At 74.7% G+C, this 13,074-nt stretch carries 10 protein-coding genes; 7 read left to right on the top strand and 3 right to left on the bottom strand.

What is annotated here, in order from left to right:
• Positions 1–3 precede the first annotated feature (3 nt).
• The 3 genes from ddaH (at position 4) to trpC (ending at position 3,444) form a co-directional block, all read left to right on the top strand.
• Positions 4–834 carry a dimethylargininase gene (gene ddaH, locus CP973_RS29960; RefSeq protein WP_150247007.1) on the top strand — a complete coding sequence of 277 codons (831 nt, stop codon included), beginning with the start codon at positions 4–6 and terminating at the stop codon, positions 832–834.
• Positions 835–878: 44 nt separating this feature from the next.
• Positions 879–2,546: a 2-isopropylmalate synthase gene (locus tag CP973_RS29965; RefSeq protein ID WP_244410094.1), complete on the top strand. Its 1,668-nt coding sequence runs from the start codon at positions 879–881 to the stop codon at positions 2,544–2,546.
• 82 nt (positions 2,547–2,628) lie between these two features.
• Positions 2,629–3,444: an indole-3-glycerol phosphate synthase TrpC gene (gene trpC, locus CP973_RS29970; protein WP_150247008.1), complete on the top strand. Its 816-nt coding sequence runs from the start codon at positions 2,629–2,631 to the stop codon at positions 3,442–3,444.
• On the opposite strand, the gene trpD is transcribed toward trpC, so the two are convergent.
• A complete protein-coding gene (trpD, locus tag CP973_RS29975) occupies positions 3,416–4,474 on the bottom strand; it encodes an anthranilate phosphoribosyltransferase (RefSeq protein ID WP_150247009.1) in 1,059 nt (352 codons plus the stop codon). The two genes, trpC and trpD, sit on opposite strands and share 29 nt — an antisense overlap.
• 227 nt (positions 4,475–4,701) lie before the next feature.
• On the opposite strand from trpD, the gene pdxR reads away from it, so the two are divergent.
• A complete protein-coding gene (gene pdxR / locus CP973_RS29980; protein ID WP_150247010.1) occupies positions 4,702–6,129 on the top strand; it encodes a MocR-like pyridoxine biosynthesis transcription factor PdxR in 1,428 nt (475 codons plus the stop codon).
• A gap of 14 nt (positions 6,130–6,143) precedes the next feature.
• On the opposite strand, the gene CP973_RS29985 is transcribed toward pdxR, so the two are convergent.
• Together CP973_RS29985 and CP973_RS29990 are read right to left on the bottom strand one after the other, a co-directional pair.
• A complete protein-coding gene (locus tag CP973_RS29985; protein ID WP_150247011.1) occupies positions 6,144–6,716 on the bottom strand; it encodes an anthranilate synthase component II in 573 nt (190 codons plus the stop codon).
• Positions 6,713–8,302, bottom strand: coding sequence for an anthranilate synthase component I family protein (locus tag CP973_RS29990; protein WP_150247012.1), 1,590 nt, complete (start codon positions 8,300–8,302; stop codon positions 6,713–6,715). Before CP973_RS29990 ends, CP973_RS29985 begins: the two co-directional genes overlap by 4 nt.
• 207 nt (positions 8,303–8,509) lie before the next feature.
• Here CP973_RS29990 and CP973_RS29995 point away from each other — a divergent pair, with 207 nt between their 5' ends.
• The 3 genes from CP973_RS29995 to CP973_RS30005 all read left to right on the top strand — a co-directional run bounded on the left by CP973_RS29995 (position 8,510) and on the right by CP973_RS30005 (position 13,040).
• Entirely contained in the window at positions 8,510–9,853 is a 1,344-nt protein-coding gene (locus CP973_RS29995) for a class II 3-deoxy-7-phosphoheptulonate synthase (RefSeq protein WP_150247013.1), read from the top strand.
• A gap of 197 nt (positions 9,854–10,050) precedes the next feature.
• Complete coding sequence (locus CP973_RS30000; RefSeq protein ID WP_150247014.1) at positions 10,051–11,070, top strand: beta-ketoacyl-[acyl-carrier-protein] synthase family protein; 1,020 nt, start codon at positions 10,051–10,053, stop codon at positions 11,068–11,070.
• On the top strand, positions 11,067–13,040 hold the full coding sequence (locus CP973_RS30005; protein WP_244410097.1) for a non-ribosomal peptide synthetase: 1,974 nt from the start codon (positions 11,067–11,069) through the stop codon (positions 13,038–13,040). The genes CP973_RS30000 and CP973_RS30005 overlap by 4 nt, the downstream gene beginning before the upstream one ends.
• Positions 13,041–13,074: the final 34 nt, after the last annotated feature.

The raw sequence follows: 13,074 nt of genomic DNA on the forward strand, positions 1-13,074 counted from the left end.
GTCATGAGCGCCACCACGCGCACCCGCACCCCCAGGCCACGTCGTTACCTGATGTGCCGCCCCAGCCACTTCGACGTCACCTACGCCATCAACCCGTGGATGGACCCGGCCAAGCCGGTCGACACCGGGCTGGCGGTGGCCCAGTGGGAGAGCCTGCGCGACCTCTACCTCTCCCTCGGCCACACCGTGGAGTTCATCGAGCCGGTGCCCGGCCTGCCCGACATGGTCTACGCCGCCAACGGCGCGACCGTGATCGACGGCAAGGTCCTCGGCGCCCGCTTCCGCAACGCCGAACGCACCGCGGAGGGCCCCGCCTACCTGGACTGGTTCCGGGACCGGGGCTTCACCGAGGTGCACGACCCGGAGCACATCAACGAGGGCGAGGGCGACTTCCTCGTCACCGGACGGTACGTCCTGGCCGGCCACGGCTACCGCAGCTCCCGCGACGGGCACGCCGAGGCCCAGGAGTTCTTCGGCCGCCCGGTCGTCGGCCTGGAGCTGACCGACCCCGCGTACTACCACCTGGACACCGCGCTCGCCGTCCTCGACGACGACGAAGTCATGTACAACCCGGCCGCGTTCACCCCGGGCAGCCGCGCGGTGCTGGAGCGGCTCTTCCCCGACGCCGTGCTCGCCACGCCGCGCGACGCCGCCGTGTTCGGCCTCAACGCGGTCAGCGACGGCTACCACGTGGTGCTGCCCGAGGCGGCCACCGGCCTGGCCGAGCAGCTGCGCGCCCGGGGCTTCCACCCGATCGGGGCGGGCCTGACCGAACTGCTCAAGGGCGGCGGCAGCGTCAAGTGCTGCACGCTCGAACTGCGCGGCCCGCGCTGACCTTCCGCCCCGCACCCCGCCCCGAGAACCGCAGTGGAGGAGAGATGACGACGATCCTGACCGGCGCGGACCGAGCCCCGGGCAGCGCCGACCGCGGAATCCAGCGCCCCGGCGGGATGCCGGTGGACAAGTACCTGCCGTACGAGCCGGTCGGGCTGCCCGACCGGACCTGGCCGGGGCGCCGCGCCGAGCGGGCGCCGCTGTGGTGCAGCGTGGACCTGCGCGACGGCAACCAGGCGCTGACCGACCCGATGGACCCCGACCGCAAGATGCGGATGTTCCGGCTGCTGGTGGCGATGGGGTTCAAGGAGATCGAGGTCGGCTACCCCACCGCCTCCCGCGACGACCACGACTTCCTGCGCCGGCTCATCGAGACCGACGCCATCCCCGAGGACGTGGTCGTCCAGGTGATGGCGCCGATCCGCGGCGACTTCATCGAGCGGACCGTCAAGGCGCTGGAGGGGGCCCGGCGCGCGGTGCTCCAGGTCTTCCACCCCACCTCGGCGGTCCAGCGCCGGGTGGTGTTCCGCATGGACCGCCGGCAGACCCTCGGCCTGGCCCTGGAAGGCGCCGAACAGGCCCTCAAACTCCAGGAGTCGATACCGGGCACGGACATCTTCCTCCAGTACGCGCCGGAGTCCTACACCCACACCGAGCCGGACTTCGCGCTGGAGATCCTCAACTCCGTCCTGGACTTCTGGGCACCGCGGGCCCGGCACACCCTGCGGGTCAACCTGCCCGCCACGGTGGAGTGCTTCCCGCCGCAGGAGTTCGCCGACCGGATCGAGTACACCCACCGCAACCTGGCGCACCGCGAGCGCACGATCCTCGGCGTGCACCCGCACAACGACCGGGGCAGCGGGGTGGCCGCGGCGGAGCTCGCGGTGCTGGCCGGTGCCGACCGGGTCGAGGGCACCCTGTTCGGCAACGGCGAGCGCTCCGGCAACGTCTGCCTGGTCACGCTGGCCATGAACCTCTTCTCGCAGGGCATCGACCCGATGCTGGACCTCTCCGACATCGACGGCGTCCGCCGGGCGGCCGAGCACTGCACCCAGCTGCCGGTCGGCGCCCGCCACCCGTGGGCCGGGGACTTCGTCTACACCTCCTTCGCCGGTACGCACCAGGACGCCATCGCCAAGGGCCTGCGCGCCCGCGAGGAGTCGGGCGAGCGGGTCTGGGACGTGCCCTACCTGCCCGTCGACCCGCGGGACATCGGCCGCGACTACCAGGCGCTGATCCGGATCAACACCCAGTCGGGCAAGGGCGGCATCGCCCACCTGCTGCGGACCGGGTACGGCATCGAGCTGCCGCGGCGGCTCCAGATCGACTTCGCCGCGGTGATGCAGCGGGTCTGCGAGGCCGCCGGCGGCGAGATCACCGGGGACGAGCTGTGGCGCCACTTCGAGGAGCGCTACGTACGCCCCGGCCGGGACATCGAGCCGGGCCCGGACGGGGCCGGCACCGGCGGACGGGCGGCCGTGGGACAGCGGGCGCTGGAGGCGGCCGGGCTCGACGGCTATGTGCACGGGCTCGACGTCACGCGCGCCGGTGCGCCGCTGGCCGCGCTGACGGCGTTCTGCGAGCTGGTGGTCGACTCGCGCTCGTACTGGGGCGTGGGCATCGCGGACACCGAGGACGCGGCGGCCGCCCGGGCCGCCGGTGCCGCCGTGCGCCGCGCGCTGGCCGGTGACGACGAGGACGGCGTCCGGTGAGGACGTCCCGACGGCCGGGGGCCGGTGCGCCGCTCCCGGCCCCCACCCGGCGGCGTCCGCCGCGTACCGGAAGGAACGGCAGATGAGCGTGCTCGACGAGATCGTGGCCGGAGCCCGCGCCGACATGCGGCGGCGGGAACGGGAGACCGGCCTGGAGGTGCTGATCCACCGGGTGCGGTCGATGCCGCCCACCCGCGACGCCGTGTCGGCGCTGCTCCGGCCCGGTGTCCAGGTCATCGCCGAGGTCAAGCGCCGCAGCCCGTCGAAGGGCGCGCTGGCGGACGTGCCGGACCCGGCCGACCTCGCCGCGGCGTACGAGAGCGGCGGGGCCGCGGCCGTCAGCGTGCTCACCGAGGGGCGCCGTTTCGGCGGCGCGCAGGCGGACCTGACGGCCGTACGGGCCCGGGTCGGCGTGCCGGTGCTGTGCAAGGACTTCCTCGTCACGCCGTACCAGCTGTGGGAGGCGCGGGCGTGCGGCGCCGACCTGGCGCTGCTGATCGTGGCGGCGCTGTCCCGCGGCGAGCTGGTGGACCTGATCGACCTGGCCGGGCGCATCGGGCTGACACCGCTGGTCGAGGTGCACGACCGGCGCGAACTGGACCTGGCGCTGTCCGCCGGGGCCCGCGTCGTCGGCGTCAACGCCCGCGACCTGCGCACCCTGCGCATCGACCGGTCGGTCTTCGAACGGCTCGCGCCGCACATCCCGGACGACGTGGTCAAGGTCGCCGAGTCGGGCGTCCGGGGCCCCGGCGACGTGCTCGGCCACGCGGCGCACGGCGCGGACGCGGTGCTGGTCGGCGAGCACCTGGTCACCCACGGCAGCCCCGCGGACGCGGTGGCCTCGCTGCTCGCCGCCCGCTCCGCGCCGCTCAGCGTTCCGCAGCGAGCTTCGCGGTGAGTTCCGTCCAGCGCTGGAGCACGCCCCGGGCCGCCCCCGAGTCCAGGGCGTGCGCGGCTCGCCGCACCCCGGCGGCGAGCCGCGCGGTGACCGGCTCGCCGGTGGGTTCCAGGGCGGCGAGGCCGGCCGCCGCCGAGAGCAGTACGGCGTCGCGCACCGGCCCCCGGGCCCCGGCGAACAGGTCCCTGGCCACCTGCGCGTTGTACGCGGCGTCGCCACCGCGCAGCGCCTCCCGCGGCGAGCGGGCCATGCCGATGTCCCTCGGGTCGAAGGTCTCGGCACGTACCGTGCCGCCGGCGACCGACCAGACCGACGAGGTGGCGGAGACGGTCAGTTCGTCCATGCCGTCGTCGCCCCGGAACACCAGCGCCGAGCCGCCCCGCCGCGCCAGCACCTCGGCGAGCAGCGGGGCCGTCCGGCGGTCGGCCACCCCGACCGCCTGGGCGGTCGGGCGGGCCGGGTTGGTCAGCGGGCCGAGGCAGTTGAACACCGTCGGCACGCCCAGCTCCCGCCGCGTGGGCCCCGCGTGGCGGGCGGCGGGGTGGAACGCCGGTGCGAAGCAGAAGGTGATGCCCGCCTCCACGGCGGTCTGCGCGACGTGTTCCGGGGCCAGTTCGAGGACCACGCCCAGCTCCTCCAGCACATCGGCGGAGCCGCAGGCGGAGGACGCCGAGCGGTTGCCGTGCTTGACGACCCGGGCACCGGCCGCCGCCGCCACGACGGCCGACATGGTGGAGACGTTGACGCTGTCGCTGCCGTCCCCGCCGGTGCCGACGATGTCGAGCGTGGGGCCGGGCACGTCGAGCGGCACCGCGTGCGCGTACATGGCGCGCACCAGGCCGGTGATCTCGCCCGCGGTCTCGCCCTTGGCACGCAACGCGACCAGGAAAGCGGCCAGCTGGGCGGACGAGGCCCGGCCGCTCATGACCTGGTCCAGGGCCCAGGCCGTGCTGTCGGCCGGCAGGTCCCGGCGCGCCAGCAGCGCGCCGAGAACGCCGGGCCAGGTGGGGTCCGTCTGCGGCTGCGTCACGGAATTCTCCTCGGGACGAGTGGAAAAGGGCGCGGCGCACCACGGAACAAACGGTCGGGCACCATTCAGAACTGCCCGTCTGCCGTGAATTTGCCGGAGTATCCGGGCCGTACGACGGCCGCTCTCCATTGTGGGTGAGCCGATAATCCGTAACCAGACCAGTTGAGGTGCCCGTCGGCGGACCATTTCCCGCGACAGCGCACCCGGAGCGAAGGGGAACCGGAAAGGTGACCTGGAATACGCTGATCGATGTGTCCCGGGATTCCGGACACCCGCTGACCGCCCAGATCCAGGAAAGCCTCCGACAGGAGATCACCGGCGGCGCGCTGCACCCCGGCACCCGGCTGCCCTCCAGCCGGCAGCTCGCCGAGGACCTGGGCGTGTCGCGGAGCGTGGTGGTGGAGGCGTACGGGCAGCTGATCGCGGAGGGCTACCTGGAGGCGTTGCAGGGCTCGGGCACGCGGGTCGCGGCGGGCCTGCCGGCCGCGGAGCCCGAGGGCCCCACCCTGCTGGACGGCGCGGGCCGCGCCCCGTCGGTCCGCTGGGACCTGCGCGCCGGGTCGGTCTCGGGCGGCTTCCCGCAGCGGGAGTGGCTGGCCGCCTACCAGCGGGTCGTCCAGCGCACGGACCGGCACGACGTGGGCTACCCGCCGGTCTCCGGGGTCCCGGCGCTCCGCGGTGAACTGGCCCGCTACCTGGGCCGGGTGCGCGGGGTGCACACCACGGCCGAGGCGGTCACGGTGGTCTCCGGCTTCGCGCAGGCGCTCGGTCTGGTGTGCGCGGCGCTCCCGCAGCTGGGCATCGGCGAGCTGGGCGTGGAGGAGCCGTGCCATCCGCAGCAGCGGCAGTTCGTGGCGGAGGCCGGGATCGTGCCCCGGCCGGTGCCGGTGGACGCGCACGGCATCGACGTGGACGCGCTGTCCCGTACCGGCGTACGGGCCGTCCTGGTCACCCCCGCCCACCAGTTCCCCACCGGTGTGACGCTGAGCCCGCGGCGCCGGGAGGCGCTGGTGCGCTGGGCGCAGGACGTGGACGGGTGGATCGTCGAGGACGACTACGACGGAGACCTGTGGCTGGCGCACGGCGCCCGCCCGGCGGCGCTCCAGCGGCAGGCGCCCGACCGGGTGCTGTACGCGGGCACCGCCAGCAAGTCGCTGGCGCCCGGCCTGCGGCTGGGCTGGCTCGCGCTGCCCGCGCCGCTGCGCGGCCTGCTGGCCCGGGTCCGCTCGCAACGGGACCTGGGCTGTGAGGTCTTCACCCAGCTCGCCTACGCGGAACTGCTGAGCACCGGGGTGTTCGACCGCCACCTGCGCCGCCAGCGGGCCCGGCTCCGGGCCCACCGGGAGACCCTGGAGCGGGGCCTGCGCCACTTCCTCCCGGACGCCCGGATCATCGGTTCCGCCGCCGGGCTGCACGCCTACGCGCTGCTCCCCCACCGCACCGACGAGGCGGCGCTGACCGCCCTGGCGTCGCAGCGGTCGGTGCTGGTGCGCGGCGGCCGCTACTGCCACGACCGGCCGTGGCGGGCCCGGCCCGCGCTGGTGCTGGGGTACGCGGCGGTGCCGCGCTCGGGGCTGGCCGAGGCGCTGGGCGAGATCGGGGCCGCGTACGCGGAGCTGACCGGCGGGGCCCGCCGCCCCGCCCGCTGCGCGTGACGGCGGGCGGCGCCTCACCCCACGGAGGTGGCCAGGAAGTTCTCGAAGAACCGCAGACCGCTGCCGGTCATGATGCTCTCCGGGTGGAACTGCACGCCCTCGACGGGCAGCGTCCGGTGCCGCAGCCCCATGACGTACCCGTCGTCGGTGGCGGTCGCGGTCTCCCGCAGCTCGTCCGGCAGCGGCCGGGAGACGACCAGCGAGTGGTAGCGGGTGGCCACCGTGCGGTCCGGCAGGCCGCGGAAGATCCCTTCGCCGTCGTGTTCGACGGTGCTGGTCCGGCCGTGCATCAGGTGGTCGGCGACCTCGATGCGGCCGCCGTAGGCCAGGGCGATGGCCTGGTGGCCGAGGCACACGCCGAGCAGCGGCGTGTGCCCGGCGAAGCGCCGCACCAGTTCGACGTGGCCCGAGTCGAGGGGGTGTCCGGGGCCCGGCCCGAGCACCACGGCGTCCGGCGCGCCGGCGGCCAGCTGGTCCGCGGTGCGGGTGCCGGCCCGTACGACCTCGGTGCGGGCGCCCAGGGTGCGCAGGTACTGGTCGATGATGTGGACGAAGCTGTCGTAGGCGTCCACCAGCAGGATGTTCACAGCAGTTCGCTCCCGGTCAGCGCCCAGTGGGCGGCGGCCATCTTGGCCAGCGTCTCGTTCCACTCGGCCTCCGGCGTCGACTCGGCGACGATCCCGGCCGAGCTCTGCGTGGAGTAGACCTCGCCGTCGTACACGACCGTGCGGATGCACAGCGCGAACTCGGCCCAGCCCGCCACGTCCAGCAGGCCGACCGCCCCGGCGTAGATCCCGCGGGGCTCCTCCTCGATCCCGTCGATGATCTCCATGGCGCGCAGTTTGGGCGCGCCGGTCATGGTGCCGGCGGGGAAGGTGGCGGCCATCGCGTCCCAGACCCCGGCGCCGGGCGCCAGCCGTCCGCTGATCGTCGAGACCATGTGGAAGACGTGCGAGAAGGTCTCCACCGTCATCAGGCCGCTCTCGTCGAGCGACCCGGCGCGGGCCACCCGGCCGATGTCGTTGCGGCACAGGTCCACCAGCATCACGTGCTCGGCCCGCTCCTTGGTGCTGGTGACCATCTCCTCGATCCGGCGCTCGTTCTCCTCGGGGTCGGGGGTGCGGCGGGTGGTGCCGGCGATGGGGCGCATCACGATCCGCCCGCCGGGCCCGTCCGGTCCTCCGGTCTCCGGCTCGATGCGGAAGTGCAGTTCGGGGCTGGCGCCGATGAGCGTGTCGGTGCCGCGCGGGCACAGGTACATGTACGGCGAGGGGTTGCGGGCGCGCAGCCGCCGGTAGACCTCGTCGGGGCGCAGCGTGCTGCGGACGTCGATCCGGTGGCCGATCTGGATCTGGTAGATGTCGCCGACCCGGATGTGTTCCAGGCACTGTCCGGCCCACCGCAGGAAGTCCGCGCGCGTCACGCTGTCGCGTACGGACAGCGGCGCGGGCGCCTCGGGGCAGGCGGCGTCCGAGGGGGTGGCGGCGGCGCGGCGGGCCAGCGCCGCCACGTCGACGGCCCCGGCGGGCGGGAAGTCCGCGCACTCGGCGGTCAGCAGCCGGGCGGTGCCCGTCTCGTGGTCGTACCAGACGGTCTCCCGGAAGAGCGTGGCCGTGACGTCCGGGCCGCCTCGCGAGGCGGTGCGCGCGGGCAGCGGTTCCATGTGCCACGCGGCCTCGTACCCGAGGGTGGCCAGGAAGCCGAAGGCGTAGCCGCCCGGGGTGTCGCGCTCGACGCGGAACATCTCCTGGGCCGCCCGCAGCAGTTGCCAGGCCTGCTCGGAGCGGGCGAGGCGGTAGCGGTCGTACGGGCCGTGGCCGGTCGCGTCGGGGGCTAGCCCGGCCTGCTCGGCGGCGGCGCCCAGCGCGCGGCGCAGCGGCCCGGCGCCGTCGATCTCGACGTGCCCGGCGAACAGCCGGATCTCCGCGAGCCGGCCGTGGCCGACCACGGCGGGCCGGCGGTCGGCCCGCGGTCCGGCGAGGCTCTCGGTCAGGAACGTCTCGCCGTGGCCCGCGGCCACGGTCAGCGCGCGGTACAGCGCGAGCGGGTCGTGACCGGGCAGCGGCACCGTCACGACGCGTACGGAAAATCGGGGGTCCGCCCGCGGCGGACGGGCTTCCGGTGCGTGTTCCGGCGCCTTTTCGGCGGGCGCCACCGGTGTCATGCCGGGCATATGATTCCTCGGTTTCTCAGGTTTTCCCCAGGTGCCGGGTGAAGGGCACGGTAAGGAAAGCAGCCGCGCCGCAAGGCGTTCCAGACCAATTGGCGGGCGCCGGTACGGGCCACTCGCCCCTTTCTTGACCCGGCTCCCGCTTGCGGGTTGTATCCGGATTCACCAGGCGCCGTACCTGCCGAATTCCATCCCGTTCTGGGGGTTGTGATGGACGTGTCCGCACCGAAAAGCCGTACCGCGCCGGCGGTCCCGCCGGCGCCGGAGCAGCAGCCGCAGTGGCCGGACGAGGCGGCCCGGGACGCGGTGGTCGCCGAACTGCGCGCCGCCGCGCCGCTGGTGTTCGCCGAGGAGTGCGACCGGCTGCGGGACCGGCTGGCGGCGGTGGCCCGCGGCGAGGCGTTCCTGCTCCAGGGCGGGGACTGCGCGGAGACCTTCCGGCAGACCTCCGCCGAGTCGGTCGGGGCGACGCTGCGCACCCTGCTCCAGATGGCGGTGGTGCTCACGTACGCGGCGTCCGTGCCGGTGGTCAAGGTCGGCCGGATGGCCGGGCAGTACGCCAAGCCGCGCTCGGCGCCGGACGAGACCCGTGACGGCGTCACGCTGCCCGTCTACCGGGGCGACGCGGTCAACGGGCTGGAGTTCGGCGCGGAGGCGCGACGTGCCGACCCGCGCCGGATGCGGCGGGTGTACGACGCCTCCACGACCACGCTCAACCTCGTACGGGCGCTGACCCAGGGCGGTTTCGCGGACCTGCACCAGGTGCACGCCTGGAACCGGGGCTTCGTCACCGACTCCCCCGCGGGCCGGCGCTACGAGGAGCTGGCCGACGAGATCGAGCGGTCGCTGCTGTTCATGCGGGCGTGCGGGGTGGCGCCCGGCGAGGTGCACGCCGCCGAGTTCTTCGTCAGCCACGAGGGGCTGCTGCTGGACTACGAGAACGCGCTGGTCCGCACCGACGACCGGACCGGGACCCGGTACGCCTCCAGCGGGCACCTGATCTGGGTGGGCGAGCGCACCCGGCACCCGGACGGCGCGCACCTGGACTTCCTCAGCCGGATCCGCAATCCGGTCGCGGTGAAGATCGGCCCGGACGCGCGCCCCGACGAACTGCTGCGCTACATCGACCGGCTGGACCCGGACCGGGAGCCGGGCCGGCTGACGTTCGTGGTGCGGATGGGCGCGGAGCGGGTGCGCGACCGGCTGCCGCAGCTGGTGGAGAAGGCGGTGGCGGACGGCGCTCGGGTGGCCTGGGTGTGCGACCCGATGCACGGCAACACCTATGTGACCCCCACCGGCCACAAGACCCGGCGCTTCGACGTGATCCTGGACGAGGTGCAGGGCTTCTTCGAGGTGCACCGGGCGCTGGGCACCCACGCCGGCGGCCTGCACGTGGAGCTGACCGGCAGCGATGTGACCGAATGCGTGGGCGGCGGCAGCACGGTGGACGTGGCGGACCTGCCGCTGCGCTACGAGAGCGCCTGCGACCCCCGGCTCAACCACGGCCAGTCCATCGATCTCGCTTTCCGGGCCGCGGAGATGCTGCGCGGCTGACGGCAGCAGACCGCTTCGGGTGCGCGGATACGGACCACTTCGTAGATCGTTGACCCGGCCGGACGCACCGATCGATACTCCTGCCGGGCGAAAGCGCCCCGGAGCATTCGCTCACGAGGCGAGGCGTCACGGTGCGGTCGCACGCCACGAGCGTCCGCTCCGCACCGTGCCGAGGGGGTATCCGGTGATGAAGGCAGGTGACCGTGTCACGCGTTCCTGAGGGCCCGGCTCCGCTGGCCGTACGGGCCGCGGGCTGGCACTTCCCGGTGACCGTCCGGGACACCGCCCGGTTGCCGGAGCTGTCGGATCTGACGCCGGCCGAACGCGGTGTTCGCGCGGGCCTGGGCATCGACCGCATCCGCGCGGACGACGCACCGGACGCGGCCGCTCTGGCCACCGGCGCGGCACGGCGGGCGCTGGCCGCCGCCGGACTGGCCGCGGCGGACCTGCGGGCCCTGGTCGTCGTCGAGTCCCGCGCCCCGGGCACCCTGCTCAGCTCCGAGGCGACCCGGATACAGGAACTGCTCGGCGCCCGGGACGCGGTCACCTTCTCGGTGGGCGGACTGGGCTGCGTCTCCATCGCCCCGGCCCTGCTCACCGCCCGCGGCCTGCTCGCCGCCGACCCGGACCTCGGCCAGGTGCTGGTCGCGCACGGCAGCACCCCCGCGACCCCGGGCCGCTACCGCCACCCGGTGACCGTCAACGGGGACGGCGGCGGCGCGCTGCTGCTCTCCCGGACCGGACCGGTGCGGGTGCTGGACTCCGTCCAGGAGACCGACGGCCGCTACTGGAACCTGTTCGAGGTCGCCTTCCGCGACGTGCCCAGCGCGCAGTGGCGGGAGCGCTGCCAGGACCCGGCCGTCTATTCCTTCCAGTTGGCGGTGCAGACCCGCAACCGGCTGACGGCGCTGCTGGACAAGCTCCTGGCCCGGCACGGAATGACCCGTACGGATGTCGCCGGATACCTCACGCAGAACCTCTCCGTCGGCAGCTTCGGATTCACCGAGGAGTCCCTCGGCATCACCGTGCTGCCGGCCTGCCGCGACAACCTGCGGGAATTCGGGCACCTGGGCCCGAACGACGTGTTCTTCAACCTGTACACGGCGCTGGAACGCGAGGAACTGGGCGAGGGGGACCGCGCGGTGCTGATCAACGTGAGTCCGGTGGCCGCGTGGAGCGTGCTGCTGGTGGAAATAGGGGCGGAGCCGGTGCGGTGAAGCCGGTCACGGGGGATCGCGGCGGGGCGGGCGCGCACGTGGCGGACGTGCTGGAGCTGTTCGAGCACCAGGTGCGCACGGTGCCGGAGCGCACCGCGCTGGCCATCGGCCCGCATACCTTCACCTACGCCCAACTGGACTCGTCCTCCGCCGCCTTGGCACAGCGCGTCGCCGACGGCGGTGGCATCCGGCCGGGCTCCGGCCAGGCCGTGGCGCTCCATCTGCGGCAGAGCGCCCACACGGTCGTCGGCATGCTGGCGGCCCTGCGCCTCGGCGTGGCCTGGTACGTGATCGAGCCGGAGCCGCACGCCACCGGACCGGCCGCCGAACGGCTCCGGACGGCGCTCGCCGACGCCGGCTGCGCGGCCGTCGTCTTCGACGGCACCGATCCCGCGACCGCCCCGGAAGCGGTGGCCGCGGTGGCGCCCCGTACGCCCCGGATCGACCTGTCCGGGCCGGACGGGACGGCGACCTCCCGAACGGCCGGCTCCGGAACGGCCGCCTCCCGGGCGGCCGGGTCCGGGGCCGCGCCACGGGCCCGGGTGCCGGGCGGCGCACCGGCGTACGTCATCGGCACCGCCGGTTCGACCGGCGCCCCCAAGGCCGTCGTGGTCAGCCGCGACGCCCTCGCCCAGCTGATGGCCGTACGCGGCGAGGAGCCGGGCGCGACCACCTTCTCGCCGTGCCGGCTGGCCTGGGACGGGTCCCTGCTGCTGCTCTTCCACGCGCTGTGCACCGGCGGCACGGCCGTGCTGCCGGACGCGCGGGAACTGCCCGACGCGGCGCGGAGCGCGGCGCTCGTCACCACCTGGCGGGCCCGGCGGATCGCCGCGCCGCCGTCCTTCTACCGGTTGATGCTGCCGCATCTGGCCGGAGCCGACCGCCATCTGCGCGGCGTGGTCCTAGGCGGTGAGCCGGTCCCCGCCGCACTCCTCGACGCCCACCGCAGGACGCTGCCCGGCACCCGGCTGCGCAACGAGTACGGACCGACGGAGGCCACCGTCAGCGTCATCGGGCACGAGGCGCCGGAGGCCCACGGCGTACACGGCGTGCCGGAGGCCCCCGACGACACCACCGCCCCGGACGCCGGCCTGCCGATCGGCCGCCCCCTCGGGCCCGTCACCCGGGTCTACGTCCTCGGCCGCGACCTCCGGCCCGTTCCCGGCGGGGCGCTGGGCGAGCTGTACATCGGCGGCCCGCAGGTCGCCCTGGGGTACGCGGGCCGCCCGGCCGAGACCGCGAGCCGCTTCGTGGCGGACCCGTACGCCGGCGCCCCGGGCGCCCGGATGTACCGCACCGGCGATCTGGCGCGGGTCGCCGCGTCGGGTGTGATCAGCTTCGCGGGGCGCGAGGACGGACAGGTGAAGGTGCGCGGGGCGCGGATCGAACGGCACGCCGTGGAGGCCGTGGTGGAGAGCCACCCGGGGGTCGGACGGGCGTACGTCCTGGCGGTGCCCGACGAGCGCTCGGACACCGCCCTCGTGGCGTTCTGGTCCGCCGGGCCGCGCACGGAGGGGCCGACGGTCCGCGAACTGCTCGTGCACTGCGCGTCCCGGCTGCCCGCGCACGCCGTTCCCGAACGCTTCGTGCGGGTCGCGGACATGCCGCTGACGCCCCAGGGCAAGACCGACGAGAACGCCCTGCGCGCGCTGCTCGCGGAGGCGGCGCCCTCCGATGCGGACGGCGGCGCGCACCGGTTCGGCACCGGGCTGGAACAGCAGGTCGCCGCGCTGTGGGCCGAGGTGCTGCGGCACGACGGCTTCGGCCCCGACGACGGCTTCTTCGCGGCGGGCGGCAACTCGCGCCGGGTCGTGGAGCTGCACCTGGGCCTGGAGCGGCGGTGGCCGGGCGCCGTCCGGGTGGGACAGCTCTTCGACCTGGTCACCGTACGGGACCAGGCGGCGGCCGTCGGCCGGGCGCTCGCCGGGAGCGAGGGGCCGGCCGGTGCGCCGGCGGGGTTCGAAGTGTGAGCGTCCGGACCCGGCGCGTCCGGCCATCCGCCCC

This window comes from Streptomyces albofaciens JCM 4342 (assembly GCF_008634025.1).
In the GTDB taxonomy this organism is placed as follows: Bacteria; Actinomycetota; Actinomycetes; order Streptomycetales; family Streptomycetaceae; genus Streptomyces; species Streptomyces albofaciens.